27 protein-coding genes and 2 tRNA genes are annotated in these 26,100 nt (G+C 52.6%); 12 read left to right on the forward strand and 17 right to left on the reverse strand.

Going from position 1 to position 26,100, the window contains the following annotated elements; translation table 11 throughout:
- The first annotated feature begins 555 nt into the window (after positions 1 to 555).
- Complete coding sequence (locus R8G34_09025; protein MDW3223009.1) at positions 556 to 1,140, forward strand: hypothetical protein; 585 nt, start codon at positions 556 to 558, stop codon at positions 1,138 to 1,140.
- A 105-nt stretch (positions 1,141 to 1,245) separates the two neighbouring features.
- On the opposite strand, the gene R8G34_09030 is transcribed toward R8G34_09025, so the two are convergent.
- The 10 genes from R8G34_09030 to R8G34_09075 all read right to left on the reverse strand — a co-directional run bounded on the left by R8G34_09030 (position 1,246) and on the right by R8G34_09075 (position 10,911).
- A complete protein-coding gene (locus R8G34_09030; protein MDW3223010.1) occupies positions 1,246 to 1,893 on the reverse strand; it encodes a hypothetical protein in 648 nt (215 codons plus the stop codon).
- 150 nt (positions 1,894 to 2,043) lie between these two features.
- Positions 2,044 to 2,727 carry a hypothetical protein gene (locus tag R8G34_09035; GenBank protein ID MDW3223011.1) on the reverse strand — a complete coding sequence of 228 codons (684 nt, stop codon included), beginning with the start codon at positions 2,725 to 2,727 and terminating at the stop codon, positions 2,044 to 2,046.
- Positions 2,728 to 3,522: 795 nt separating this feature from the next.
- Positions 3,523 to 3,732 (reverse strand): hypothetical protein, encoded by a 210-nt coding sequence (locus R8G34_09040; protein ID MDW3223012.1) that lies wholly within the window; start codon positions 3,730 to 3,732, stop codon positions 3,523 to 3,525.
- An 88-nt stretch (positions 3,733 to 3,820) separates the two neighbouring features.
- A complete protein-coding gene (locus tag R8G34_09045; protein MDW3223013.1) occupies positions 3,821 to 5,302 on the reverse strand; it encodes a YfjI family protein in 1,482 nt (493 codons plus the stop codon).
- Between the two features lie 359 nt (positions 5,303 to 5,661).
- Positions 5,662 to 6,222, reverse strand: coding sequence for a tyrosine-type recombinase/integrase (locus R8G34_09050; GenBank protein MDW3223014.1), 561 nt, complete (start codon positions 6,220 to 6,222; stop codon positions 5,662 to 5,664).
- Between the two features lie 111 nt (positions 6,223 to 6,333).
- On the reverse strand, positions 6,334 to 6,978 hold the full coding sequence (locus R8G34_09055) for a hypothetical protein (protein ID MDW3223015.1): 645 nt from the start codon (positions 6,976 to 6,978) through the stop codon (positions 6,334 to 6,336).
- Positions 6,979 to 7,128: 150 nt separating this feature from the next.
- A tRNA-Arg gene (locus tag R8G34_09060) sits at positions 7,129 to 7,205 on the reverse strand.
- Positions 7,206 to 7,315: 110 nt separating this feature from the next.
- On the reverse strand, positions 7,316 to 8,743 hold the full coding sequence (locus R8G34_09065) for a HAMP domain-containing sensor histidine kinase (GenBank protein ID MDW3223016.1): 1,428 nt from the start codon (positions 8,741 to 8,743) through the stop codon (positions 7,316 to 7,318).
- Between the two features lie 15 nt (positions 8,744 to 8,758).
- Positions 8,759 to 10,177, reverse strand: coding sequence for an FAD-dependent oxidoreductase (locus R8G34_09070; GenBank protein ID MDW3223017.1), 1,419 nt, complete (start codon positions 10,175 to 10,177; stop codon positions 8,759 to 8,761).
- Positions 10,174 to 10,911, reverse strand: a complete 738-nt coding sequence (locus R8G34_09075; protein ID MDW3223018.1) for a TVP38/TMEM64 family protein — start codon at positions 10,909 to 10,911, stop codon at positions 10,174 to 10,176. The genes R8G34_09070 and R8G34_09075 overlap by 4 nt, the downstream gene beginning before the upstream one ends.
- Before the next feature lie 308 nt (positions 10,912 to 11,219).
- On the opposite strand from R8G34_09075, the gene rpmH reads away from it, so the two are divergent.
- From rpmH to yidD, 3 genes are all read left to right on the forward strand, one after another.
- Positions 11,220 to 11,354, forward strand: a complete 135-nt coding sequence (gene rpmH, locus R8G34_09080) for a 50S ribosomal protein L34 (GenBank protein ID MDW3223019.1) — start codon at positions 11,220 to 11,222, stop codon at positions 11,352 to 11,354.
- Positions 11,355 to 11,509: 155 nt separating this feature from the next.
- A complete protein-coding gene (gene rnpA, locus R8G34_09085; protein MDW3223020.1) occupies positions 11,510 to 11,791 on the forward strand; it encodes a ribonuclease P protein component in 282 nt (93 codons plus the stop codon).
- On the forward strand, positions 11,788 to 12,012 hold the full coding sequence (gene yidD, locus R8G34_09090; protein MDW3223021.1) for a membrane protein insertion efficiency factor YidD: 225 nt from the start codon (positions 11,788 to 11,790) through the stop codon (positions 12,010 to 12,012). The genes rnpA and yidD overlap by 4 nt, the downstream gene beginning before the upstream one ends.
- 8 nt (positions 12,013 to 12,020) lie before the next feature.
- Here the strand turns inward: yidD and R8G34_09095 are convergent, their stop codons facing one another.
- Positions 12,021 to 12,551 carry a DUF3833 domain-containing protein gene (locus R8G34_09095; GenBank protein MDW3223022.1) on the reverse strand — a complete coding sequence of 177 codons (531 nt, stop codon included), beginning with the start codon at positions 12,549 to 12,551 and terminating at the stop codon, positions 12,021 to 12,023.
- 372 nt (positions 12,552 to 12,923) lie between these two features.
- Between R8G34_09095 and R8G34_09100 the strand changes: the two genes are divergently transcribed.
- Entirely contained in the window at positions 12,924 to 13,067 is a 144-nt protein-coding gene (locus tag R8G34_09100; protein MDW3223023.1) for a hypothetical protein, read from the forward strand.
- A 153-nt stretch (positions 13,068 to 13,220) separates the two neighbouring features.
- Here the strand turns inward: R8G34_09100 and R8G34_09105 are convergent, their stop codons facing one another.
- Positions 13,221 to 14,006, reverse strand: coding sequence for a cobalamin B12-binding domain-containing protein (locus R8G34_09105; GenBank protein MDW3223024.1), 786 nt, complete (start codon positions 14,004 to 14,006; stop codon positions 13,221 to 13,223).
- A gap of 952 nt (positions 14,007 to 14,958) precedes the next feature.
- Here R8G34_09105 and R8G34_09110 point away from each other — a divergent pair.
- Complete coding sequence (locus R8G34_09110; protein ID MDW3223025.1) at positions 14,959 to 15,150, forward strand: hypothetical protein; 192 nt, start codon at positions 14,959 to 14,961, stop codon at positions 15,148 to 15,150.
- Between the two features lie 60 nt (positions 15,151 to 15,210).
- Here R8G34_09110 and R8G34_09115 read toward each other — a convergent pair whose 3' ends face one another.
- The 4 genes from R8G34_09115 to R8G34_09130 all read right to left on the reverse strand — a co-directional run bounded on the left by R8G34_09115 (position 15,211) and on the right by R8G34_09130 (position 19,534).
- Entirely contained in the window at positions 15,211 to 17,547 is a 2,337-nt protein-coding gene (locus tag R8G34_09115) for a hypothetical protein (GenBank protein ID MDW3223026.1), read from the reverse strand.
- 831 nt (positions 17,548 to 18,378) lie between these two features.
- Positions 18,379 to 18,455 (reverse strand) — tRNA-Arg (locus tag R8G34_09120).
- Positions 18,456 to 18,749: 294 nt separating this feature from the next.
- Positions 18,750 to 19,220: a GNAT family N-acetyltransferase gene (locus R8G34_09125; GenBank protein MDW3223027.1), complete on the reverse strand. Its 471-nt coding sequence runs from the start codon at positions 19,218 to 19,220 to the stop codon at positions 18,750 to 18,752.
- Positions 19,221 to 19,222: 2 nt separating this feature from the next.
- A complete protein-coding gene (locus R8G34_09130) occupies positions 19,223 to 19,534 on the reverse strand; it encodes an ETC complex I subunit (protein MDW3223028.1) in 312 nt (103 codons plus the stop codon).
- A gap of 200 nt (positions 19,535 to 19,734) precedes the next feature.
- On the opposite strand from R8G34_09130, the gene radC reads away from it, so the two are divergent.
- The 4 genes from radC to R8G34_09150 all read left to right on the forward strand — a co-directional run bounded on the left by radC (position 19,735) and on the right by R8G34_09150 (position 24,127).
- Entirely contained in the window at positions 19,735 to 20,529 is a 795-nt protein-coding gene (gene radC, locus R8G34_09135; protein MDW3223029.1) for a DNA repair protein RadC, read from the forward strand.
- Positions 20,530 to 20,633: 104 nt separating this feature from the next.
- A complete protein-coding gene (gene uvrB / locus R8G34_09140) occupies positions 20,634 to 22,838 on the forward strand; it encodes an excinuclease ABC subunit UvrB (protein ID MDW3223030.1) in 2,205 nt (734 codons plus the stop codon).
- A complete protein-coding gene (locus R8G34_09145; protein MDW3223031.1) occupies positions 22,835 to 23,356 on the forward strand; it encodes a hypothetical protein in 522 nt (173 codons plus the stop codon). Before uvrB ends, R8G34_09145 begins: the two co-directional genes overlap by 4 nt.
- Positions 23,357 to 23,620: 264 nt before the next feature.
- Entirely contained in the window at positions 23,621 to 24,127 is a 507-nt protein-coding gene (locus R8G34_09150) for a hypothetical protein (protein MDW3223032.1), read from the forward strand.
- Positions 24,128 to 24,475: 348 nt separating this feature from the next.
- Here the strand turns inward: R8G34_09150 and R8G34_09155 are convergent, their stop codons facing one another.
- The gene (locus R8G34_09155) at positions 24,476 to 24,712 is read right to left on the reverse strand and encodes a zf-TFIIB domain-containing protein (GenBank protein ID MDW3223033.1); all 237 of its coding nucleotides are present in this window, start codon (positions 24,710 to 24,712) and stop codon (positions 24,476 to 24,478) included.
- A 134-nt stretch (positions 24,713 to 24,846) separates the two neighbouring features.
- Here R8G34_09155 and R8G34_09160 point away from each other — a divergent pair, with 134 nt between their 5' ends.
- Positions 24,847 to 25,272: a hypothetical protein gene (locus R8G34_09160; protein ID MDW3223034.1), complete on the forward strand. Its 426-nt coding sequence runs from the start codon at positions 24,847 to 24,849 to the stop codon at positions 25,270 to 25,272.
- Positions 25,273 to 25,335: 63 nt separating this feature from the next.
- Positions 25,336 to 26,007 (forward strand): hypothetical protein, encoded by a 672-nt coding sequence (locus tag R8G34_09165; GenBank protein MDW3223035.1) that lies wholly within the window; start codon positions 25,336 to 25,338, stop codon positions 26,005 to 26,007.
- Positions 26,008 to 26,100 lie beyond the last annotated feature (93 nt).

The raw sequence follows: 26,100 nt of genomic DNA on the forward strand, positions 1-26,100 counted from the left end.
GCTTAGGCCGCCTTTGGTGCCAAAAACCCTGACGACGGACAACAGCCTCTAACAAAAGTGCCAAATCGTTCGTCCGATTTGAGATCGTTAGATAGCTCGCCTATGGTCACATCGATTTGGATAAGGTTGGACGTATCACAGTCCAAGAAATCAGCTTCCATGAAGGTGATCCATCTAGGCGAAAGCGTCGCTTCGATTGCGTCTAGCAGGCTTGTTTTTCCTATGTCACCGGAGCCAATCAAGCAACAGAACGGCGCTTGTGGCTTCCAATATAAAGATGCAATACCCTTGAAATTCTGAACGGTTACTTCTCTAATCTGCATAAACAAACTCTTCGGCTATGGATGTCTCCATAAGAGTATAGCAGGATGGCATTTACTAGGCTGCACGTGTCATCGGCGGACGATATTCCGAGACTATGCGCCGCGGGCATGCCATGGAGCGACGCAAGTCATGTGCGGTTCCACGCTTTCCGAGATTGACGAGGCACTGGCTGAGGATATCTTAGCGATGACGTAAACGAAATCCGTGGACTCCTTTTGGAACTCTCCATCAATGAAAAAGAGAATTAGCCGCTCGTCCAAGCATCCGACACTTCATACTCTCATCATCGGCGACATTCGCGCGGCTTGGGAGAAGATGTATTGGGACGTAGACCTCTTCGGAGATGCCCAACGATCATTCCCGGAAGAACAAGAACCTCTAGCCTACTTAGCATGGAATGCTTGTATTGCGGCTTCTTCTTTAGAGAGTTGGTCTTTGACGGAATGGAAGAGGCAACGTCGAAAGAATAAAATCAAAGCACAGGATAAGGACTTCAATGATTTACTGGAACGTATGATACCTCATCAGGGGCTCTGTGTTGATGTAGCGAATACTACAAAACATGGCGACCATCGCGAACTTCGCTGGAAAGGTGGCGAACTTGGGCTGAGATACGATGAGGCAAGCGAGCATAGTCCGCCCGGTTTTGCAGTTCTGAATTTGACCGAGGATGGGACTAGCTACCTCTACAATGACCTTCATGATTTGCCGCGTCTTTGGTGGGCAATCCTTCAAGCCGTGGACTTGGTTTCAGGCGAACAACCTACACCTGATTGGTGGCAACGCAAGATGGCGCGACTTTTCAATCGACCGTAAGAGATTACTACCATCTGCCGAAATGGGATTTCTCCAAGGATGCTGCAAGAAACGTACAAGGTCTTGCACACTATGTGGTAGGGATGGCTTAATTACCAAACTGAGTCAGGCATCCGTAACAATTGATTTGATCAAGAAATTCATCTGAGATGAATTGCCAAAATATTCAAGTTTGTGGTTGCGAGAAATCGGAAGGAGTTTGCGATGTCCAACTGCACTCGCCCAGGCCAACCAATCCGAACGCCCGGCCACCAAATGACCATCCCTCATCTCAAGCAACCCATATCTGTTGTCGGGTATCTCAAGGATTTTTGCTTTTGAGATGTCTGTCGCATTCTTGTGATCATAGAGTTTTCCAATAATGCGCGGTGCAAACTCTGTATCCATGAGAAAATCCTGCAATATCCATGCAAACCAGAACAGTTGGTACTCTTGCAGTCCACTGTTGTCGGCGGATTCCTCCAAAAACTCACCTATAAAGTCATTGTCATCCAAATGTTTGCAGAACGACCAGATATTCTTGGCTAAGTGTGGGAACGCCTGCGCGAAGCCAGCTAAGTGGGGACGTACCTCTTCTGTATGATCTCTGAAGACACTCAATATGAGCTCTGCATCTTCCTCTTCAAGATGTTCAGCCTGCAACAGATTTCGAATGTATTGGAGCTCTTCTTCGGTCAGTTGGAGCGCTTCGAGCGCGGCTTCAAAATCATCGAGATAAGCATGCTTCTCTGCAATGCGACGCTTAGCAAGCAAACTTGCTTTGACATCGTCAACTTCTTCTTCGATTTTTGTACCATCTTTTGCACCGATCTTGGTCTTACTTGGGTTGACCGATAACCCTTTTTGTCCGAGCAGCTTTTGGATCGAGTGAAAGTCGATGGTAAGCGCTTCCGGGTCGTCAGACTATAAACAAAAGTCATCCATAAATCTGACAATCGCAGATGACTTGATCGCATGATGCTGTTCAACAAACCGCAGGAAATCATTTCCTACCATTTTCGCCGGGTAGATTCCCTGCGGCCAACAGTCGATGCTTCGCCCGGAGTTTATCTGACGCAAGAACGTACCAAGCGAGTTGACGTCTTTAGCGGACGCACCAGCATTTGCGAACCAAGACACGATATCGTGGTGGTAAATCCCATTAAAGTAAGACGCGACATCGAAACTTAGAGAGTGATCATATAGAGCTTCATAAGCAGATTGGGCCTGTTTGAAACCTTTATATGATGACGAGGCGGAAAGAGGTTCGCCTGCTTCGAAGCGGTAACCAAAGTGCTTTTTGTCGTCTTTGAATGGTTTCCTGAACCTAGATCGATTTTGATAAACTACATCATAGAGGAAAAATTCCGAAACCGGGTCGAGCTTTACAGTCCGACGTAGATGGTTTTTGGGCTTAGATGCGTAAACTCTTGTCTGTGCCATAAATTGAAATGCCGTGTCTTCAGGCTTGTCATTCAAGCATTTCTTGATGTGTTCTCGTATCTTTTTCTCACCATTTTCGATCAAGAAACGGCAGGATTCCATCGGGAAAAGAGCGCTGAAGTAATCGTATTCAAAGAACTCTTTTGTTGATTTTACTTCAGGCATAATAACTCAGCTGCTAACGTTTGACCCTTCGCATATCTAATGAATCTTCCGGCTATAGTCTATCATGCGCGCGGGATTCTTATAGATGCCACCCCTGTGTGACCCCCTCCAAAAATTCATCGCGGACCACCATTGCCGATTGCATCTCAGTTAACGTCTGCTTCTGCCATGCCCCCGATCCAGGTTGCTTCCGCAGCGAAGGTCAGCTTCCCTGAAGAACCATACCGAAAGAAGACCGATCAGACCGCTCGGCATTGAAGGTCTGCTTTTGCGGTATCTCAAAGTTCTCGCCGCAAAGCGGCGAATTCACACTTTCCGCCCTTTCTGTGGAAAACAGCGTTTTGCTGACGCAGAAAGTAGCCCTCTAATCTGGGCGCAAGCGCCCTTCCTATCAGGCTTTGCGTGTATGCTGCGATGCAGGAAAGATCTTGGCCAATTTGCCTAGATTTTAGGCGGTGGCGGCGAGTAGGAATTCGTCATTTGCGCCGCATGGGCCTCGCAATCGCAGCCTGCCCAAGCCAAGGATGCATTTGAGGTGGGCAAAGAGCACCTCGACCTTCCTTCTCAGTTTTGTGAATTGCCGTAGCGATGACTTTTGGCGGTATCATGCGCAACGTAACTACCGTCCTTTTGTTCTTCGCGATTGACTGTGCGGCGCACGTATTTTTGAGGTCAAGCTTGACTTCGACAACAACCACAACCCAAACTTGAAGTTACAAGGTGGACAGAACTTTTCAGCGAAACGCGGTGCGAATTACCCTCATGTTGTAAAGTCGGCAAAGAACCTAAGCCCGTTCAGCCGTCCCCGTAGGCTTCCATGACCAAGATGAACGCCTGACGCTCGGCCTCTGCGCGTGTCAGGCCTGCGTCATATTCGAGGATTGCGGCGCGTTCTTCGAAAGCGTCGCGCGCGATTGGATCCAGCGCCATGAACTTTGCGACCAGCGACATTTGCGACACTTTAAGTTTTTCTATCTTGGCCAGAGGCTTAGGTGTCGTTTGCATGCGCGCTTTCTCAGGCGTTGTCGCAAATATTGTGGGCGAACTTGTGATCGATGCCGCGGCAACTGTTTCGTCGGTATACGTAAACAACTTATACACTGGTGCGGACCCTCCACGCTTTTGCAACTGTCCGGCCATCGATCTGCGCCCCCGGGCAGGGCGTGATCCAATGATGTTGATCCAGTAGCTTCAGCAAGATCTCCACGGTCTTGGTGTCGCGCACTGCACCGGGGCCGCGACGCACAATCGTGCGTTTGTCGAAGGGCTCAAGAGGAAATCTCTCCCGCAGCCAGCCCCCCAGCAGTTCGGCCATCTGCAGTGTCGGGTCAACGTGCCCGGCATCGAGCGTCCTTTGCGCCTCAGACAGGTACCAACTCGTGAGGCCAATGGCGTCCAACAACACGGGTTGGGTCACGGTGCGGGCGGTTTGGTCTTCCAGAAGCGTGAACACCCCAGCAATCCGCGCAGCCTGTTCCGCAGCCTTTGATGCAAAGCCTCGTATATGGACAAAATCGCCACCATCGCCCTGCAGGCGTTCGACTTCATTGGCAAAGCGGATCAAACAGGACCGCGCCTCGGGCGACAGTCTCACCGTCGATGGAGCAAGCTCGCGCGGGTCCGCAGTGGTTTCCGGCGACAGTGAAAGCAAGCTGGTAATTTTGCTATGATGCCGTGCGAGCGTTACCTGCGCTGCAGCTTGCCGTCTAGCGTCCGCGTCAGTTTCAGAGATGATACGGCTGCCAATACGGCTTGCGGGCCAGGCGATGAGACAGCGGGACAGAAAGCCCTGATCCCGCAAAACCTCATTGGAAAACACGCTTTCGGCAACCCCGCTTTGCAACATTAAATGCAGGCACCCGCGACGATGTCGAAAGGTGGCCAGCGATTGACCCGCGCGCGTCCGGTTCAAGGACGCCGCATCCCACAGTTTTGAAAGACCCGCCACCGTTTTGAGCTGATTGTCCTTGCTCATGGCATGCCCGCCAAAGAGTTGGCCGCCTTCATCGGAGAAAATACCAACCGAAGGGTCGCCCTCTTCGAAGTGGTGCAGCAGCCCTTCAAAGGTAACATCCGACAAGATTTTTCGCGGCATCAAGGGCGCTTGCGGCGCCTGCGGGGCATCACTCTCCACCACATCTTCACCGTCGCTGCGCGCTTTAACATGCTTGCGATTCATGCTTTCAAATATCTCTTGTTCAAGATCAAAAGATTTTCGGCATTGAAGGTAGTCATTGAGACTGGCCTCTTCCCACGCCTGAACCGATGCCATGGCCAGTTTGTCACACGACGACTTGCGCTCGCCCGAAGCTGCGACAGTGAGAAAGAAGAGGCTCAACGGAGTTTTCCCAGCTATTGCTTCAACATCTGCAATCGGCTGCGTGGCCAGCGAAGCGACTGCAAGCAAAGACTGAAAGCCAATCTCTTCGGGCGCCTGGGTCAGCGTCGCCAGGGCCTCTGTTGGAGCACAAAGTGGCCCCAGGTGTTCCAGTGGAAAAGGGTGACCCTCTGGTCGCGCTCTGATCAGCGGCTCTGGTGGTGTTGTGTCGGGAGATGCGTTGAAATCTTTGGCCATGATGTTTGAAACCTCCGTTTTAGAAATAGCTCCTCCATGACCTGAATGGTAACATTCAAGCTTGTACGGGTTCGTTTTCACCGCACGCGAAAGAGCCTGCGCGGCGCGTGCCGGATCAAGGATGAACCGGGCACGCGTGCAGTGCTGCATGATGTTCTTTTTTTGCGAGACTGTGCGCCTCGCACCAAACAAAAGCGCATCTAAAGGTTAAACTTCTTTTGTATTGTGCGCGCGCCATCAGTCGGAGGCGCAACACCTCGAAGATAGATAAATTATTGATTTAAATACGATAAAGATTCATATCACTGCGAACTAGAGGCATTCCTGGTTAATTTTTTTAACTTTTAAACCTGGTAGAACTACTGTGCGATCTTGGCTAGTGCCTCGCGTCGCATGGTCAGCCCACCGCCAGCCCCATAAACAGGCCGCTTGTACTTGTGACCTAGAATATCCGCGCGCACGCGATCATCAATTCCAGCGGTGAGCAGCGCATCCTCGACATAGTGCCGCAGACTATAGGCCACGTGCGCGGGTGTTTCCTTCAAGCCATTCGTCTCGAGGTACTTGTTGGCCAGGCTCGACCATCCATTTGCCTTGTCGCAGTACCGCTGGATTCCGCCCCGTGTCACGAACCGTTGTGCCGCGGCAAGCGAGACCCTTAAAAGTGGGATGTCGCGCGCCGTGTGATGTTGTTTGAGCTCCCGACCATGCGGAGCCACGCGCAAATAGGGAATAGGCTGATCTAGACAGAAATCTTCCAGCGGGCAGGACAGCACCTCAGATGGCCTGAGCCCTGTGTTGACGAGCACAAGAAACGCATCTGCAGCCTCGACGTTGAGCCCGCCCAGAGCGCCAGGTGCCAACAACCGTTCTTTCACCCACTTTGGCGAGAATGGCGGGCGCGTGACTATGGGATCCACCGCCTTGTCAAACCGGAGCCTTGCGAGGGGGTTCTCCAGATTGGCATGACCTTTGAACTCACACCATTGCCGAAGGATCTGCGCCAGGTGACCAAAGTCCTCGTTTGCGGTCTAAGCCCGCGTCTCTCCCGTCTCGATCCGCTGCGCCCACCAGCCCCGAAAGGCAAGCGCATCTTCCCGCGATATCTTGTCGATACCCGCCTTGGAACGCTTCGGCACAGCTTGCTCGAAGTTCGACACGGCGCGCGCGCGGGGTAACCACCATAGATGCCGCTGACGGTCAGATTTGCGGATCTGTTTTGTTTTAGTGAGAGTGATGAACTCCTCAAGAACACTGCGCAGCGGAGGAAGCGCAACCGCAGCGCCGCACAATATGGCGTCCGCCACATCCGGCGAGGTGGGTTGAGACGTGGTTCCCGCCGCTGCAAGCAAGCGCGGTAGATCTTCCTGAAACGATTTCCGCAACAGCACGGTGCTTGGCACATAGTCGAAGCCGCGGCTTTCCGCCATGAGTTTGGCAGCAGCAAATTTCTTGTGGGCAAGTGCGTCTTCCCCCATTTCTAGCATATGCCATTCCGAACGTTTCAGCTCTTCCAGCTCGAATGCCTTGCGCTTGGCCATACTCAGGTACGCCGTTCGCAACGCCTGCCGCACTTGCCGCACCGGCTGCCCCGCCTTGCCTAACACGTGCCCAAAGAGACGGTTGGGCACATTCATCACAAAATAATAGCGCCCCCGATCCAAAGTCAGTCCCATGCAAAATCCTCCATCACCGCCGCCCCACCTATGCGGGAATCCATGCGGGATTTTATGAGGGATATGCTGGGTAAAACGCGTAAACGCGGCGTGCGCACGTTGATTTCATTGAGTTTTCTTGAAAAGAACTGACACATACGATCAGTTTAGTGGCGGACCGAGGAGGATTCGAACCCCCGACCCCTTGATTCGTAGTCAAGTACTCTATCCAGCTGAGCTATCGGTCCACTGACGCGGGGTTTAGTTGGGCTGGCCCTGGTTTGCAAGCCCAATCAGGCGAATTTTTTGATCGGAAGAGATGTCATTTCAGTGCCGCGCAGAAGAAAAAATATTGATCTCAAGTGAGGAAGTGAGGGTCGCGTTCTGCAAGCGATCCTGCCTTCAAGGTCCCATCTCCCTTTGGCAAACATATCGAGAAACATGTGCCTTGGACGCCGGTTCGCGTCAGTTCCAAAGTGCCGCCGTGCCCTTTTATAAGTTCCGCCGAAATCGCAAGGCCCAGACCAGACCCGCCTTTGGACGCGCCGCCTTGAAAAGGTGTAAAAAGATGCTCCTGCGCTTTTGGCGGTAGACCTGGACCGGTATCAACCACGTCGATCCACCATGCGTTTTCGTCTTCACGGCCGTTCACACTGATTTCACCGGGCGTATTTGCCGCAATCAACGCTTGCCGCGCATTGCGAATGAGGTTGGCCAATACCCGGTATAATTGCTCGGGATCCGCGCGCACGCTCATCTCTCGCGGCACATCGCAAGCAAAGGAAAGATCAAAATCCCCAACCGCCAGCCGTTCACTTTCTATGACTTCATCAACCAGGCTGACCAGCGGCAGCATGGTCAGCGTCGGGCTGGGTTCTTCTGCTTTGCCGAAAGCCAGCGTGCTTTCGCACAAATGCACTGCGCGGGTTATGGATCCAACCAATTTGGGCGCCATACGCTTGACCGTTGGATCTTCGCTCATTTCGATCCGGTCAGTGAACAGCTGCGCCGTGGTCAGTATGTTGCGCAGATCGTGGCTGATTTTGCTCACAGCGCTTCCCAATTGCGCCAGACGGTCTTTTTGCCGCAACGCCTGCGTCAGATCCGTTTCCAGTTTTTGCAAGGCTTCTTCTGCCTCGCGCAACTCGGTGACGCCCGCTGAGGGTGTGATGATACGGCGCGCGTCTTCTGGGGCTGCCGCATAGTTTTGCATATGCCCAACAACACCCTTGATTGGCTTGAGTAACAGTGCCCGCATGGCCAGAAACAGCAGAAAAGCCGTAAAAATGGATATGACGGCCGACAGGATCAGAATGCGAATGCCGTAATCAATCATCGCGGCGCGCAGGGGCTCAGTTTCCATTGTGATTTCGATCAGCAATCCCGCGTCGCGAACAGGCGCGCCAATCACCCGGATCACTTCATTTTCGGCGGCCACAAATCGGGTCAATGCGTCCCTGATCAGAACAATTGCGCTGTTGTCACGCATATCGAACGTCTGTGAAATAGGCTGCGGCAAGTTGGAGGCAAGCATCAATTGCCGCACCTGATCGCGCCGCAGCACCACATTGAAAACACCTGCATTTTCAAGTAGTTCAGCCTCCAACTCACGGTCAATCATATCATCCGCCAACAAAGCCAGCGACGCAATCTGCGCCCGCTCCAGCCGGTTCATAAGATAGTCTTCTCGAAACCGCGCGATCGAGGGCACAAAAATCAGCACTTCTGCCAACATCACAAAGATGGTGGTCAGTACAACCAGTCGTCCTGAAAGCGAATTAAACATGGTTTGCGCAGGGTTTCACGGCACGAAGCGTTGGACAAGCCCCACGACCCTTTTAACGGCCGGACTGTCAAAAAGACGTGGACTGAAATAAGCACCCGCGGCGCGTTTGTTGACTTCTCCGATTGTGGGATAGGGCGCGACCATGGCAGCAATCTGGCTCATTTTCATCTTGTTCGCCAACGCCAGCGCCCAAAGACTGATCAACTCACCAGCCTGATACCCTACGATCGACGCACCGACAGGGCGACCTTTAACGACCATAACCTTGATAAAACCCGTGGTCTTGCGCTCGGCAATCGCGCGGTCGTTGTGGTGATAGGGGAAACGGACCACTTCGAGATTGGTACCATGCTCTTTTTTGGCCTGCGCCTCAGTCAGCCCGACGTGCGCAAGTTCCGGATCGGTATAGGTCGCCCAGGGGATGTGGGTTGTCTTGGCCCTGGAGGGCAACGCAAACAACATAGAGCGGATGATAACGCCCGCATGATAACCCGCCACGTGCGTGAACTGCAGCCCCCCTGCCACATCGCCAATGGCATAAACACGCCGGTTGGTACTGCGCAGGCTTGCATCGACCTTGACGCCGGTCCGTGTTGTTTCAATTCCAGCGACGCTCAGGTTCAGCTTGTCGATGTTACTTTTGCGGCCCACAGCCATCAGCAGATGCGTGCCCTTTATGGATCGGCCATCTTCGGTCACGATCTCAATCGCGCCAGCTTTGCCCTTGATTTCTGAGGCCTTGGCATCTTCTTCGATCACCACGCCCTCGTCGCGCAACGCATCTAGAACCACCTCTGCAAGCTCTGGATCATCTTTACCCATCGCCTTTGCCCCCTCAATAACTGTCACCTTGCTCCCCAGGCGGATGTGCGCCTGTGCCATTTCCATACCAATCGGACCTCCGCCGATGATCAGCAAGTGTTTGGGCGCGTCGCGCAGATCAAACAGCGTTTCGTTGGTCTCAAACGGCACTTTTTCCAGACCGGGAATTGGCGGGACCAGAGGTGATGACCCGGTAGCGATGACGATGCGACGCGCCGAAATAACGATCTCGCCAGCCTTTACTTCAGTCGGCGAAACAAAGTGGCCAAACTCGCGGATCACCTTGACCCCAAAACCCTCGAAACGTTCCTGGCTGTCCACCGGGGCAATCTGTACGATAACATCTGCCACATGATCCTTGGCGGCGGCGTAATCGGCCTTGCCCGGCGCATCGGTCACCCCGAAAGATGCGCTGTGTTGCTGCGCGGCGGCGGCCTTGCCACTGGCCAACAGCGCTTTGGAAGGAACACAACCGTAGTTCAGGCAGTCCCCGCCCATTTTGTGCCCTTCCAACAGCACCACTTTGGCCCCCATCTGCGCCGCACCGGCAGCAACTGAGAGCCCGCCAGACCCGGCCCCGATGATCAAAATATCCGTCTTGATGCGTTTCACTTGCTCAAATCTTTCTTGCCAGTCAGGGCCTTGACGAATATCGGCAGCAGAGACAACGCGCTCAGCCCCAAAATCGGGATCAGGATATGCGGCTCAAAGATCAAGCCAAGATTTGGGCTTTCGCCGCGTTCAAAAACCTCACCAAGACCTGCGCCCACGGACGAGTACACTAACGATCCGGGAATAATTCCCAGAAAGGTTGAGATGGCAAACCGGTGAAGTGGTACTGCCAAAAAGGCCGGAATAAGGTTTGCAACGAAAAACGGTACCGCAGGGACAAGCCGTATGAAAAACAGCATCGACCATTGATTTTCATCCAGCCCCTTTTTGATCTTGTTGACAGCGCCTTGCGATGCATCCATGCGCTCTTTGAGCTTGTCACCAAGACCATGGCGCGCCGCCAGAAAAATAATGGCCGCCCCAAGCGTCGCACCGGTGACGCTGAACAGCGACCCTGCCAACGTGCCAAACAGGAACCCACCAGTCAGAGTGGCGACCAATGCGCCCGGCAGTGAAAAACCAACGATGACCACATAGGCCAGTACAAAGCCGAGAACAGTCAGCAGGTAATGCGCATCGCGAAATCCAATCAGCGCATCGCGATTGTCGCGCAGTGCGTCAAAACTCAGGTACTCCCGCAGGGTGAAAGCACCCAGCACAGCAACGCCGAGGATTATCATCATGGGCAGATGCCGCATTGGGCCGGATTTCGGGTCTTCTGTCATATCTGACATCTCTTGTCCTTTTGGGCCGTGAGTTTCAATTCCTTAGGTAGATGATCGCTTTACGTCCATGGCGATAGGGCGATCACGTGTGCTTGATCCGTCGTGACAGATTGCGCACTTCAGGCCATCCAAAGCGCAGGTAATTGAAACAAGTTGACGATTCATACACTTTTCCCGGTGAAATTGTTGCAAACCGTCGCAATTAACCGGTCGCAGGGTTTGACTTGGCTTCCCCGGCACTTTAGAGGACGAGCTTCTGATAACATCTGACGGTCGGCGATTCCTCGAGACCAGTCAGCAGACATGGAGACGGAGCGATGAAACGCACCTTTCAACCCTCAAACCTCGTGCGCAAACGGCGCCATGGTTTCCGCGCGCGCATGGCCACGAAAGCCGGCCGCAAGATCATCAACGCGCGCCGCGCCCAAGGCCGGAAGTCGTTGAGCGCGTAACTGCGCTTTTGACTGGTTCAGACGTCATGACACCGTCGCAAGCTTATCCGACAGGCGTACCCGCCGGGGATAGGCTTCCGGCGGTTTTGTTATGTTCGTCGACCCTCAAGCGGCGCGCTGATTTCCAGCGCGCATCGCGGGGCCCACGTGTGGTAATGCCCGGATTCATCTTGCAAATGTGCGAACGACGAGCGGGCGAGATAAACGGCATTCGCATAGGGTTCACCTGTTCTAAAAAAGTAGGCAATGCCGTTGCGCGCAATCGCGCCAAACGTCGGTTGCGCGAAATCGCGCGATTGGTCTTGCGGCCCCTCGGGCAGGATGGGAATGATTACGTCCTGATTGGTCGACACAAGATGACAGCGACACTGCCGTTCCACCAATTGCAAACTGACCTGCACACGGCAATCACCAAGCTGCATAGCAGTCGAAAATGACCTTGCTCGCCCGCGTCCTGAGCATTCCTGTTTATGCCTATCGTTTATTTTTCAGCCCATGGGTCGGACATAATTGCCGCTATCAACCCACGTGCAGCGCTTATGCGCTTGAAGCTTTGCAAAAGCACGGTGGTGTGAAAGGCGGGCTCCTGACACTCAAGCGTTTGTTGCGATGCCACCCGTGGGGCAGTGATGGCTATGATCCGGTGCCCAAAGACTGATCGCGCGATCAGCTTTGTTTTTCAAAGGTTATGATGACCTCGCCGATGTCCAGGCCGTACTTTTTCATGTAGGCTCTGTTCAAAACACGCGTATCGCTGAGCCTCCACATCCAGTCGTCAAACCGCACTCGCAGGGTCCCGTCCGGCACCGGCAGATCAATAGCATAGCGCCAGTTGAACGTGTCACCGCGCTCTTCCCCTATGGCTTCTCCAATCACCCCTGGCGCCGTACCCCGCCATGTATCCGGCCCGGTTTTTTCAAGCGTCCAGACACGTTGCTCGGTACTGCTGTCTTCATAGACGAAATCCTCTATTAGCGTCAGCGTCTGACCATCCCAGGTCCCATTGATATCAACGTCAAATCTGCGTCTTACAGTGCCAAATACATCCTGAAACTGACCATAGGCAATCACCCGACCATCAAAGAAGTCTTCCAGATCAAGCTTTCCTGCGGACAGGTTTTCATCTTGCAGCGACGGCTTGGCCACGCATCCTGAGAGCAAAACGGCGAAAATAATGCCAAATGCGATCCGAAACATCCTACTCTCCCTTATTGAATGTCCTACGCGCAACGCTGACTTTTGGTTCACTTGAGCAACGATGCGCCGGTGACCTGACATCCAAGAATGCTACTTCACCGTGATGGAGGTGACACCGAGAGGATCATCCCGCTACACCGCCCGATCACCAAGACCCTTAATCTTGCAGGCATGTTGGCGTATGGTGATGTCGTTTTTTGGATTGGCGGCCAACTGTCTGAACCCAGTGATCCGCGACCCGGTTTCAAACTTTCTCGATCGGCGCGGCCTTGTTGATGGCCTACTATGTGGTGTGCGTTTCGTGGACGTCGGGACCGTCTGCCAGGCCAGCACTAACTGGGCATCTAGCTTGTCGGTGTTTGTGGATATTTCATGTCAATCCATGTGCTTGGGCAGGCCGCTGCGCTGCGAACCATGAGCCGAGGCATCGGAAACCGGATCCTAGCAGGCCGCTCAGACTGGTATGTTTTCTGGCTTGACCCTCGGATTGAGACTGAAAACGAAAACCTGATCTGATGTGCAAATTTTATTTCGCCGATCTTTGCCACGTTTGGGCCCGACTCGCTTCAGATCGAACCCGATCTCTGAGGTCGAACCCCCGATCGACGGAAGAAGCGCGATAACTCTCCACCAGTCCGGATCAGCGAAAAGGTTCCCAGCCAGGCATTCCTAAGCGATCGATGAGGAGGTTTGAGCCCAAAACCGGTTCATCAATGCGAGGGCGGTGTCAATGTCGCTTGCGACACCATCCACCCCCATCAACCCAACCAGATCCGGTGCCTCTTGGGAAATCTGACCGCTGACAAAGATGAGTGCCGCTGGCATTCTAATCCGCAAAGCAATGACAAGGCGCGCTAAGTTCGACGCCGTATGACCGCCGCCTGCCGACAGACCAATGACGCGGCAAGCACTTTGTGAAATGGTTTCCACAAGTTCGTCATGCGTTAGACCAACCTGTAAATCAATTTCCCAGCCTTCTTTGCCAAGTAAATCCGCTGCCATACGCACGCCCACGATATGAGTTTCTTCCGGCACAGAAGCAAAAACAGCCGATTTCTTGACGACAGGACGATTCGGCACAAACAGATAGCTCAAGCTCCGCATAATCGAATAGATTCGACTCGTGCCAATGGACACTTCAACGAATGTTACGTGATCCTCGTTCCACCAATCACCCAATGTGCGTGCAGCTTCGGCGAGGTAAGCCAGATAGATCGCCTCCAATGTTGCACCGTCTTGGCGCAACTCATCGATGAATTCCGCACCTTCATCTGCTTCGGGTGAGATCAGCGCATAGCACAGGTTGTCCACTACACGTTGTGGTGGATGGTCAATATCATAACTACTGGTTGAACCGATCGCTCTGACGCGAGTGAGCACTTCGTCAATTATGACACCCACAGCGTCCTTGGGGAGTTTTGATTTTAACTCCAGAACGTCCGTCTGTGTCCTCAAGTAAGTCTCAGGAGAGAACTGCTCGAATTTTTGTTTTGTCAACGGCACGACCGCCCCCAGGGTTGCAAAACCTCAGATTCCCAATTTCAGAAAATACACACCGTGCAAGGATGTTAGATTTCGTTCCGCCGATCTGTCAATGAAAGTTTACATTTTGCGTTAGATCTCGGCTTGTAACGCTATCGAAAGCCGCCAGCTTCGAAAAAATCCCGAAACTCAAGAAACCATGAATGCTGCCGTTAGACAGGCAGTTACATCCAAATTCAATTTCTAAAGTTCACCTGCTTGTTCTGCTATCTTGAATTCACTGTCCTTGAAGAGGCGCTTCCGCAAGTGAGACGACAACGCTGCCTCTGACGTTGTCGCATGCTCAGAGAGAACAGCACCTACAGTCACAGTTTTAACCGGTACAAATCGCGATCAGCTGTCACGACCGCCACCGAAAACGTTTCAAGTTAATAGCCTGGTAGCGATCCCCGAAGAACTACGAGTTTCGTTGATTCTGAGGGGTTTTTGCGATTTCAACAGAACCCTTCGCCAACAGGCATCAATAGCTTACACAGAAGTTTTTAGGTGGATACTCATCATACATTTGCAAACAAACGCGCACTGAAACATGCGCGAGAAGGCTGAAAACAGACATCAAAATGCTCTGAGCTAATCCTTTCCTTGATCCTCCTCCGTTGAGTGACCGGCAGCCCAAAATGGAAGCGTCTCTGCCGGTTTGAAATTCGCATAGCTGACTTTCAACGCACGATCAGTGAAATTGCGCGCGAAGCGGCCTTGTTCAACCGCGTCAATTGCTAATGCGGACTCCGCTCGCAGTCGGATAGGGTTCATCGCGGTATTGGGTTCGATGTCACCAAACCTGTCATTAACACCTACGATCTCAAACCGCCTTATCGCTGCAATAGGGATTGATCATCAAGATGCGGAGCAGACCCGTCTGTAGTTGCAGAGCATTTCTGCGCAGGCGCTTAATGCACGCCAGCGCGATGCATCTGGTGTCATCGAAGCGGCTCTTGAGTTTGGGCTGGCAGGGGGTGTCTACGGCATCGGCGCAAAAAGAGAGGTCAGAGCAAGCGAAATGAAGCACAGAGTCGCTTTTTTCGATACACCGCCGCACTTGCTTGGATGTGCATAAAACAAAACATCAGCAAAAAATCGGCGATGTATCAAGCACCACAATGTGAGAGTGATCTCGCTAGAGCAGAAAGTCTCCCGCCATATAGTCGGCCGCTGAGACCACGGCACCATCCTGAATTCGAACGGCAAATTCGATGTCATTGTCACCGTCTGTGTTTCCGTATAGCCGGGTTTGGATGCCTACGTCTTCGACCCAGAGAGCGCCCGCACCGAAGCTGAGGGCATTTGCAGTTGTCTGAAGACCCAGAAATGTGAAGCTATCCGAATTAGAGAAGTTTCCTACTATTGCGTCTATGTCAGAGACATCGATCATGTCGCCCCCGGCGGCTCCTATTCCGTCGATCCCTTGTATTAGATCAGATGCCGCAAAGGTTGAATCCTGCGTGTTTTCGAAGACAAAAGTATCATTTTGTGCATTGCCACGCAGAATATCGACGCCGAGACCTCCGTTTAGGATATCCTCGCCGTTACCTCCATTCAGGATATCATCGTCAAGACCACCTTCCAATCGGTCGAAACCGTCGCCGCCGCGCAAGATGTCGTTGCCGTCGTTTCCAAAGAGTTCATCGGCTTGCGTATTGCCCTCGAGAATGTCGTCACCATCGCCTCCAAAAAGCTTGTCCTCACCTGCAGAGCCAAACATCAGATCATCACCTTCACCGCCGTCCAGAACGTCATCACCGCCGCCGCCGCGCAGGATGTCATTGCCATCACCGCCGTTCAGATCATCATCGCCAGTTTCACCAATCAGTGTATCGTCGCCATCAGCGCCAAATATCACATCATCGCCACCGCTGCCGTCGAGCATGTCGTTGCCATCACCGCCGCCGAGCCTGTCTTTGCCATTGCCGCCAAAAGCAATGTCATCGCCGTCGCCACCAATGATCAAGTCCTCCCCGTCAGAACCGCGCAGGATGTCATTTCCGTCGCCACCATTAAGCGTGTCATCGCCGACCTGCCCAGCGAGCACGTCATTACCGGCACCGCCATTGACGATGTCATCTCCCGCTTCGGCAAACACCCGATCATCGCCATCTCCGGCATTGATCGTATCGTTACCGTCCCCGCCATTCAGCGTGTCATTCCCGGCGCCGCCTGACAAATTGTCGTCACCGCCAAAGCCAAGAATGCGGTCATCCCCAGCCTGACCCAATACGGTATCCTTCTTTACACCGCCAAACACAGTCGTGTTGCCAGTGCCGGTTGTTACCATATCTGTTTCCAAAAAATTGGCTTTGCTAGCGAATTCACCGTTGTAGTCATCCGTGTTGAGCACAGAGTCCCGAGGGTCCCAGATCGATGTGAAAACATCACCTGCCGGGCTGTTCCACGCAAATAGGATACGCCCATCCGCGCTCACATCGATATCGACAGGGCGGCTTGGTGCGACGTTGGCAACGGTAAAGGTCGTTCCATTGGCCGTACCATCGCTATCGTAGCGACGTGCCACAATCTTGTCCTGGCTTTCGACCTTCCACATAACCACAAAACCATCATCCGGGAGTGCCCTGACGACAGGCTCACTCTTGTCGGCCCCGGCCGAAGCCACCGTGATCAATCCACCGATCTGCGTTCCGGCATTGTCGAAGGTTTTGGCAAATATGTCGTCGTTGTCTTCATACACCACGACGAAACCGCCGCCGTCCAGACTGGATACCTGCACATCGTCACCTGAGGCTGCAACCGTCTGAAAAGAGACAATATTGACACCAGTGGAAGTCCTGATCGAGAAATCAACGCTTGTTCCACCGAAGTCGTTTTCTTGAAAAACGGTTACAAAATTGCCGTTGCTCAAAACAGCGACGTCCCCCAGCCGGTCGAAATCCGAACTGTTTTCAGCGGCTCCAAACTCTGGATTCAGGTTGTTGTCCTGACCGATCACACGGGCATTGATGTCGATATCTCCAGCAGAGAACTCTTCGTATGCAATGAAGGCGTCGTCGTTACTGGGCGTCAAGTTGATCGCTAATTGTGGGTCCCGTAAGTAGTCAGGTGAAACATTTTCGGTCTTGATGATATCAGAAAATATCTGGTCGCCATCAAGATCGTAGCGCTCATAGCGAACCCTCGTGAAATCTGGAAATACAGAGGATTCATCAATGTAGGTGATGGCAAAGCCGTCATGCGTCGCCGCGAGGTCGAAGTCGCTCTCATCATCCTCGCTTATGCCACTCAACCTGAAACTATCGCGTACGACGTTTCCTTCGGCATCATAAATCTTTGCAATGATCGCTGAGCCAGGTTCGGTTTCGATCGCGCCTGGGGAGCCTTCCACCCAAGCAACAACATAGCCGCCGGTTGCAAGGCCAAGTATTTTGGGTTGCGCGTCAAACCCAGCAGCAATCGGGGCTGAGTTGACTTGAGTTTCAGAAAGCCATTCCGTTGGAGTCGCCATTTATTTTAATCCTTTGTTAACAATGCCTCCAAATTGCTTTCTTTGTTTCCAATGCGTCAATAGTTTGGGTTTGTGTTTCAACCTCAGATAGTGCTCGTATCTTAAACGTTAATCCAAAGTCCTCGACTGGCACCTAGAAACACTGCTCGGACGCGTTCTTAGAAACCGAAAATCCACCCCTAAGAGAAAATGGCCGAAACCATGTCGTTTCATTCTGGATCCATGTGACAGCGCCATGATCCGGCTATCGTACTACCTACGAAGCTTACCTCGTTTGTTTGAAACATGTGCGCCGAGCTGCAAACAGGTCTTTGCCAATCACCTTTAGACGCATGAATGTTGCACCATGCGTGCTGAGGTTTGTGTGCACGCCGCAGATTGAAAATAGGACCGTTTTCGTCGCTGCGCAGTAAGATCGGAGTTTCTACATCAGCCGCATTGCTCCGTTTGCGAGCGCGTGAGGTAAAACAATTTAGTGTACACAATAGGCTTTTAACTACCACAAGCCCCACTGAGCTTGAAGGTCCGCCGTCGGGGAACGGCCCAGACCATACAAAGTCCGCTATTGCGCAGTGTTGTCATTGCGCGTTCGCAACTATTGATGATTTTACGCACTAATTGGAAGAGCACCTTGTGCAAGTTTGGAATATCCAGATTGCATGGGAGGCTCAAAATCACGATATCTGCTAAGCCAGAAAATACGCTTTCACAAAAAGGCTACAAAACACCGTGGTAACTATGTCGAACAAGAGCAACCAGGGTTCGACTAAGCAAGATAGTCTACGCCTCCACTGAACACCTGTAGACAATTGATTTAAATAAGTAAAAAGGTGGCGATCCCGGGAGGACTCGAACCCCCAACATCCTGATTAGAAGTCAGGTGCTCTATCCAGTTGAGCTACGGGACCTTAATGCACGATAGCTGTTCGAAAATAAGTTGGCAACGCTTCACTCATCCCCTATCGATCTGTTTCCAATCGCCTTTTCACGGCACAACTTCAAGTGTGAAAGTCAAGAAAGCTCGGTGACAGGTTGCTTGGACGCATAGTGTCAGTTCAGCCATTCCAACAATGCGGTTTCGACAGGTATTCCGTTCTCTCAGCGCGCATTCTTTCTTGAGATCTAATCAAAACCCATGCGTTTTCAGGTATTTGGAGTTCGAGAGTAATTTGCGGCTTTCCATTTAACCCACGAACCGGATCTTATGCGTCCAACTGCTGCAGATCACGACACATGAATATGCTCAATGGGTCTGCGCGGTAGTCACCAAATGGGGGGCAAGTCACAAAACCTGCTTGCTCATAAAGCTGCCGCGCGGCTTTGTGCTCACCCCCGGATCCAGTCTCAAGTTTCAGGCTTTGCAGTTTCAGAGATTCCGCTTCGTCAATCAAAGTGGCGAGCATGGCGCGCCCATACCCACGCCCGCGCGCCTGCTCAACGGTATGCATAGACTTTACTTCCGCCCAAGTGTCACAAATTTTCAGCGCCCCAATGGCGTAGACCGTACCCGTTTCACGCAATGCAAACATATGTATGTCGGAAGCGGTAAGCGCGTCAGCAGGCAGGACGTGACAGCTTTCGGCGGGAGACTGCGACCGCATCAGGTCAAAGTGTTTTCTCAAAAGCGCTGCGACATCGCCCTCTGATGCATCTGCGGCGGCAATTTCATACACGCTCAATGCGTCCAGGCACCGCGCCGTCCCGTGGCAAAATTGTCTCCGTAACCACCCGGGCGGATATTCGCACGCCGCTTCTTGGGTTCTTGGACATCGGCCTCAATACCGTTTTCACGCGCATATTCGATGGCTGCTTCTTTCGTGTCGAACCGCAACCGTACCTGACTTTGCATATCATCGGAAGACGTCCAACCCATCAAAGGGTCAACCTCACGCGCCGAGTCAGGTGCAAAATCCAATACCCAGGCATGGGTTTTGGCCGTGCCCGATTGCATGGCCGTTTTTGTGGGCTGATAGATGCGTGCACGCATGAGGAAACTCCTGCCGGCTTCTTGCTGCATTTTATCGGTGATTTGATGCGCTGGAGCAAGACACGTTTTGCACCAGAACTGCGCGATTATACAGTAGATGCAAAAAATTTGTCGCAAAACAATGGCGATTAAGACTTCGCTAACCGTAATTCCGCAAACATCCGACTCATGCGAATGAAATTAGGTGAATGCGTGCCACTATGAGACATGGGTTTTCTGAAGCAGCGTTGCGCGGGCTTGAAGAACTGGATCGTCGTATCCCCAGCGGCGTCGAAACCAAACCGTTGAACAAAGACGAATACGCCGGGCCTGGCGGCGGCCCGTCGCCGCATTATGTCGGGCATCGCGAACGGTTACGCATCCGGTTCCTGACCGGTGGCCACAGCGCCATGCCCGAGTACGAATTGCTGGAATTGCTGTTGTTCAATGCCATCGAACGCATTGACGTGAAGCCCTTGGCCAAAAAGCTGTTGTCCACATTTGGCGATCTCAACGGAGTCATTGCCGCCTCCGAGCACCGACTGCTACAGGTCCGCGGCACCACCAAGAAAGTGTATGTTCAGCTAAAAATGGTCGAGGCTTTCGCACAACGTATGGCGCAGGCCAAGGTGTTGGAACACTGCGCGCTGTCGTGTTGGGATGACTTGATTGATTATTGCCGCACCACCATGGCGCATCGTGACACGGAACAATTCCGGATTCTGTTTCTGGACAACAAAAATGTGGTCATCGCCGATGAGGAACAAGCGCGCGGCACGGTCAATCATGTTCCCGTCTACCCCCGCGAGGTCGTTAAACGCGCGCTGGAACTCAACGCCTCCGCACTTATTCTGGTACACAATCATCCGTCCGGCGATCCCTCGCCCAGCCAGGCCGACATCAGCATGACGGACAATATTCTGATGGCGTGCCAGGCAATTGACGTGCGCGTACATGACCACGTGATAATCGGCAAAACCGCAGAAAGCTCTTTTCAAAGCCTTGGACTTTTGTGATGCACTGCGGAGAGCCTGCTGCCAATTTTTGTCACGAGGCGTCAACGCGCTCTTGAACCTGTCCTGAATCATGACACTTTGGAGGTAACCTCCAAGGATAGATCATGCCCTACGCCCAGACAGATTCTTCTGAAGCTCCCGCCGTCATGGGAAATCCCGCGCCTGATGTGCGCAGCCGCCCCAAACTTGAGGGCGGTAAAGCCTTTGTGTTGTCAACGGAGTTTGACCCCGCCGGAGACCAACCGTCAGCAATCGCGGAACTAAGCGAAGGGGTTACCTCTGGAGAGCGTAATCAGGTCCTGCTGGGCGCAACGGGCACCGGTAAAACATTCACCATCGCCAAGGTCATAGAGGAAACCCAACGCCCCGCGATTGTTCTGGCACCAAACAAGACGCTGGCCGCGCAATTGTATGGTGAATTCAAGGGGTTCTTTCCCGATAACGCGGTCGAATATTTCGTCAGCTTTTATGACTATTACCAGCCCGAAGCCTATGTGGCGCGCTCCGATACCTATATCGAGAAAGAAAGCCAGATCAATGAACAGATCGACCGCATGCGCCACTCCGCGACGCGCGCGCTGCTGGAACGCGACGATGTGATCATCGTGGCTTCTGTGTCCTGCATCTATGGGATCGGATCGGTCGAAACTTATGGCGCCATGACGCAAGACCTGAAAGTCGGATCAAATTACGATCAGCGTCAGGTGATGGCGGATCTGGTGGCACAGCAATACAAACGCAACGATCAAGCATTTCAGCGCGGTTCCTTTCGCGTCCGCGGCGATTCTCTGGAAATCTTCCCCGCGCACCTGGAAGACCGCGCCTGGCGCTTGTCTTTTTTCGGCGAAGAATTGGAATCTATCACCGAATTTGACCCTCTGACCGGTGAAAAAACCGATAAATTCGAGCAAATTCGCGTTTATGCTAACAGCCACTATGTGACGCCAAAACCCACCATGCAGCAAGCCTTGATCGGGATCAAAAAAGAGTTGAAAATCCGGCTGGACCAACTGGTTAACGATGGCAAGCTTCTCGAAGCCCAAAGGTTAGAGCAGCGCACCAACTTCGATCTGGAAATGCTTGAAGCCACTGGTGTTTGCAACGGAATTGAGAATTATTCCCGGTATCTGACCGGGCGTGCCCCCGGCGAGCCACCCCCCACCCTGTTTGAGTTCATTCCTGATCATGCCATCGTTTTTGCCGATGAATCCCATGTTTCGGTTCCGCAAATTGGCGGTATGTACAAAGGTGACTATCGGCGTAAATTCACGCTGGCCGAACATGGTTTTCGCCTGCCATCCTGTATGGATAACAGGCCACTCAAGTTTGAGGAATGGGATGCGATGCGCCCGCAATCGGTGTTTGTTTCGGCCACACCGGCCAATTGGGAGATAGAGCAAACCGGCGGTGTTTTCACGGAACAGATTATCCGCCCGACCGGCCTGATCGACCCACAGGTCGAAATCCGCCCGGTTGAGATGCAGGTCGATGATCTGTTGGACGAGGTACGCAAGGTCGCCGAGGATGGGTACCGAACGCTCTGCACGACCTTGACCAAACGCATGGCTGAGGATCTGACAGAGTACATGCACGAACAGGGCATCCGCGTGCGCTACATGCACAGCGACATTGACACGATCGAACGTATCGAAATTCTGCGCGACCTGCGGTTAGGCGCTTTTGACGTTTTGATCGGAATTAACCTGTTGCGCGAAGGGCTCGACATCCCCGAATGCGGTCTGGTCGCGATTTTGGACGCTGATAAGGAAGGTTTCTTGCGCTCGGAAACCTCATTGATCCAGACCATTGGTCGCGCGGCGCGCAACGCTGACGGGCGTGTCATCATGTACGCGGATCGCATCACCGGGTCGATGGAGCGGGCCATTGGCGAGACGGATCGGCGGCGGGCCAAACAACTGGCCTACAACGAAGAGCATGGGATCACGCCAACAACGGTGAAGAAAAACGTCGAGGATATCCTGGCCGGGCTCTACAAAGGAGATACAGATCAATCCCGCGTCACGGCCAAGATCGAGAACCCGTTGGCAGGTGGCAATTTGCAAGCCGTGCTGGATGGGCTACGAACGGACATGCGCAAAGCGGCCGAGAATCTGGAATTCGAAGAAGCCGCCCGGTTGCGGGATGAAGTCAAGCGGCTTGAAGCCGTCGACCTGGCCATTGCAGACGATCCAATGGCGCGCCAATATGCGGTGGAAAAAGCCGTAGTTGATGCGCAAAAAGCATCTGGCCGTAGCACATTGGGCCGCGGTGGGATGCGCGGCGGCGTCAAGCGGAAACGAGGGCGTTGAGCGATACACTTTACATCGAATTCGATGAGTTTATCGACGTTGAGGCATCCCTCGCTAATGTAGATATCTGTTTGGACGCCCTCAGCAGCAATCCGTTGCTTTGGAATCAAATCATTGTTGGCTGCCACGCAGCACTTACTAGCGCTTGCGTGGCGATCTTGACCCGTACTGATGGTTCTGGCGCTTTGAACAAGGGTTCTGAACGGAAACTGCGAAAACATCACAATGAGCGCTCAAGGAATGCGGAGACACAAGCGCAAAGAAAGCAGCCCGAATACATTGATCCTGTCTACCCGTGCCCATTGTTCGTGCTGAACCTAAGAGAAATGCTCAAAGCACTGCCCGGCGATCTGAGTGTAACGATACCAAAAAATTTGAAGATTGTGAAGATCAAAAAACGCGGGACCTGTTTCTTTTGCTTTCCTGGAGAAACGAATTTCTCTATTTTAAATCAACGTCTTGGATTATCGAGGTTGCTTGGTTGCAGCGGATTGTTTTGCGGTCATAGGAATTGGTGAAACGAATTGTCGCGAGTTCGGCGTACCACCGACACAAAAGGTTTTCTGAAACAAACGTTTATGAACGATTGGATACCTGCGTTTCAAAATTGGAACGGATCATGGTATAAAAACACATCCATTCCCGACCTGTGTTCCGAACAATTGGGGCTACGCGCATCTGAAGGCAAAAATCACGTATAACTCTCTACTTGCTGCTTTGACGCTATCGTATAAGTTGCAAGACCTGTAATATTTATCCCGAATGAAATGGAGATCTGCATCATGTTTAATTCAACGCGCCTTGTCGCTGCGGCATTCGTCACGACAGCACTTGCGACCACAGCCTTCGCTGATACGTTTTTGAAATACGGCGAAGTCGACGGCTGGAAAGTGTTTATCGACGAGCAAAAGCAAACCTGCCTGATTGAAGCCGTCGATGACCTTGAGAACGTCGTGCAAATGGGTCTTACCGAAGACCGCAGCGTTGGATACCTTGGCGTATTCACCAAAGGCGAAACCAAAATCAAACAGGGCGAAGAAGAGGCCGTGGCCATTCTGATCGGTGAGAATATTTATCTTGGTGAGGCGACCGGCATGCGCGGCAATATCACAAAAGGGTATTCTGGCGGATACGTTCTCAGCGACAATCCACAATTCGTAAAAGACATCGAACAGCAATTCGAGATGGTTGTTTTCCCGGAGACTGACTACGCCTTTACCATTGATCTGACCGGCACGAAAAAAGCTATTGCAATGGCCCGTGATTGCAACGTTGATCAACTCAACTAAAGCGATGTCACTTTCGATGTAGTGATATAAACGGGCCCCGTATTGTGCGGGGCCCTTGGACGTGAAGCTCGGCAAACGACCGACAGATGACGCGAAGAGACCCAACCAGAACAGGTTTGGCATTTACGAAGTATTGCTCGCCAGGTGTCCGGTAACGCCGCCCAAAAACACCCCACTGTGCTGGAAATTGGGTGCGCGTACCAACTTTGTGGAAACATTGTTTCAGAGCAATTTGACCACAAAGAGGTTTGCAAAGAAATACGGCGCGCCGGAACACAAAGGCGTTTTGAGCGCCACACTCTCAAAGTGCCGCTGTGTCAGCCTAAAAGCAATGGCATCTAACCGCGTTTAGAAGTCAAATATATCTTCCAGAAAACTGCCCCGCTTTTTCTTTTTGTACCCGCCGCGATCATCATAGCCCCGCTGCTGGGGAGGTGGGGGTGGAGCTGACGCACTACTGCGATCAATAATCTTGTCCAATTCACCCCGGTCCAACCAAACACCCCGGCATTGCGGGCAATAATCAATCTCAACCCCACTGCGATCCGCAATCACCAGTGTCGATCCATCTATCGGGCATTTCATATGCGTCTCTCCTGCAACTTAACTCCTGTCCACAACATAGGCAGGGCTTGCTCGATGTCATCCGTATAACTGCGTATGCGTATTAGTGCAGCTTTGCTGCTGGCCAACGCATTCTTGGCGTCTACCTTATCCTCATGAGATTTATTGTTTTGATCCTGATGATCCCCAACAGCGCCTATGCTTGGGAGTTCACTGCGGGCCTGCCTTGTCGTCTGACGCACCAAACGTCAGAGGTCTCCTTGGAATTGACTTATGATCCGACGCAACCACTGTACTCGATCTCCCTCACCAAGACACAGGCCTGGCCCCAGGCAGGTATTTTTGAAATGCGCTTCGATGGGCCAGCCAGTCTTGCCATTTCAACGGAACGCCATGCGCTTGGGGCAAGTGGCACACGACTTACCGTGACCGATACAGGATTTGGCAATGTACTGGACGGGCTGCAGTTTAATCATACCGCTCGTGTAATTCTTGGTAATGTGACAGTTGAAATCCCATTGATTGGTGCGGCAGATCCGGTTGATGCGTTTCGCCGTTGCGAAGTTTCGGCTGGCGCTTGATCCACCCTCAGACGTAACACTATCTTAACCACCATTAACCATGATGCCGCTCGGGAGATCGGTATGATGCGTCCGAGTATATTTGCCTTTTTTGTGGTTTTCATGGGCGCGTCTGTGGCGCAGGCTGGGCCTTGGCTGCGTGAAAAGGGCACGGGCTTTTACGCCGGGTCCGGAAATGTCACGAAGGAAAAAGACACGTCTGGCAGTGTTTATGCCGAATACGGGCTGTTTGATAATCTCACCATTGGTGCCGACATTTTTTATGGCATCGACCGAACACTCCAACAATCCGGTTCAGGTATTATTTTCGCGCGTTTTCCGCTCAGCGCACCCGATGCCACCCATAAATGGGCGATGCATTTCGGGATTGGGGCACGCTCACAAAACCTGATCATCGAACCTGCCATCGAGGCTGGATTGTCCTGGGGTCGTGGCATCAAAGTCGGCGAACGCTACGGTTGGGCGGTCATCGATAGCAGCATCAATATTCCCGGATCGGAACTGGAAACGCGGATCAAACTCGATGGCACGGTTGGTCTGGGCTTTACAAATCACCTTAAGGGCATGATGCAGATTTTCATGACATTTCAGGGAGATGAGTTGTTCACGAAGGCCGCACCATCCATTTTGATCCTTCCCGGTAAAGGCAGCTACACCTTTCAGATCGGTGCTGAAATCCCAACGCGCGGCGGTGGCGATACAGCTTTCAAGATTGGGATCTGGCGCGAGTTTTGATCAAAACGCCTGTTTGTTTGGGACAGTGTTGTGCGTTCTTGCGTTCCCGCACGATTTTGGGGACTGGAGCACTTGCCTTCCAAGCATCTTGTT

The sequence above is a fragment of the Paracoccaceae bacterium genome (genome assembly GCA_033344815.1).
GTDB lineage: Bacteria > Pseudomonadota > Alphaproteobacteria > Rhodobacterales > Rhodobacteraceae > Roseobacter.

Bases quoted from the DNA above. Each gene is read 5' to 3' on its own strand.
- R8G34_09025 (MDW3223009.1), top strand. From the start codon at position 556: ATGAAAAAGAGAATTAGCCGCTCGTCCAAGCATCCGACACTTCATACT.
- R8G34_09035 (MDW3223011.1), bottom strand. From the start codon at position 2,727: ATGCCTGAAGTAAAATCAACAAAAGAGTTCTTTGAATACGATTACTTC.
- R8G34_09040 (MDW3223012.1), bottom strand. From the start codon at position 3,732: ATGCAAACGACACCTAAGCCTCTGGCCAAGATAGAAAAACTTAAAGTG.
- R8G34_09045 (MDW3223013.1), bottom strand. From the start codon at position 5,302: ATGGCCAAAGATTTCAACGCATCTCCCGACACAACACCACCAGAGCCG.
- R8G34_09055 (MDW3223015.1), bottom strand. From the start codon at position 6,978: ATGGGACTGACTTTGGATCGGGGGCGCTATTATTTTGTGATGAATGTG.
- R8G34_09065 (MDW3223016.1), bottom strand. From the start codon at position 8,743: ATGTTTAATTCGCTTTCAGGACGACTGGTTGTACTGACCACCATCTTT.
- R8G34_09075 (MDW3223018.1), bottom strand. From the start codon at position 10,911: ATGTCAGATATGACAGAAGACCCGAAATCCGGCCCAATGCGGCATCTG.
- rpmH (MDW3223019.1), top strand. From the start codon at position 11,220: ATGAAACGCACCTTTCAACCCTCAAACCTCGTGCGCAAACGGCGCCAT.
- rnpA (MDW3223020.1), top strand. From the start codon at position 11,510: ATGCCCGGATTCATCTTGCAAATGTGCGAACGACGAGCGGGCGAGATA.
- yidD (MDW3223021.1), top strand. From the start codon at position 11,788: ATGACCTTGCTCGCCCGCGTCCTGAGCATTCCTGTTTATGCCTATCGT.
- R8G34_09095 (MDW3223022.1), bottom strand. From the start codon at position 12,551: ATGTTTCGGATCGCATTTGGCATTATTTTCGCCGTTTTGCTCTCAGGA.
- R8G34_09100 (MDW3223023.1), top strand. From the start codon at position 12,924: ATGTCAATCCATGTGCTTGGGCAGGCCGCTGCGCTGCGAACCATGAGC.
- R8G34_09115 (MDW3223026.1), bottom strand. From the start codon at position 17,547: ATGGCGACTCCAACGGAATGGCTTTCTGAAACTCAAGTCAACTCAGCC.
- R8G34_09130 (MDW3223028.1), bottom strand. From the start codon at position 19,534: ATGCGTGCACGCATCTATCAGCCCACAAAAACGGCCATGCAATCGGGC.
- radC (MDW3223029.1), top strand. From the start codon at position 19,735: ATGAGACATGGGTTTTCTGAAGCAGCGTTGCGCGGGCTTGAAGAACTG.
- uvrB (MDW3223030.1), top strand. From the start codon at position 20,634: ATGCCCTACGCCCAGACAGATTCTTCTGAAGCTCCCGCCGTCATGGGA.
- R8G34_09150 (MDW3223032.1), top strand. From the start codon at position 23,621: ATGTTTAATTCAACGCGCCTTGTCGCTGCGGCATTCGTCACGACAGCA.
- R8G34_09155 (MDW3223033.1), bottom strand. From the start codon at position 24,712: ATGAAATGCCCGATAGATGGATCGACACTGGTGATTGCGGATCGCAGT.
- R8G34_09160 (MDW3223034.1), top strand. From the start codon at position 24,847: ATGAGATTTATTGTTTTGATCCTGATGATCCCCAACAGCGCCTATGCT.
- R8G34_09165 (MDW3223035.1), top strand. From the start codon at position 25,336: ATGATGCGTCCGAGTATATTTGCCTTTTTTGTGGTTTTCATGGGCGCG.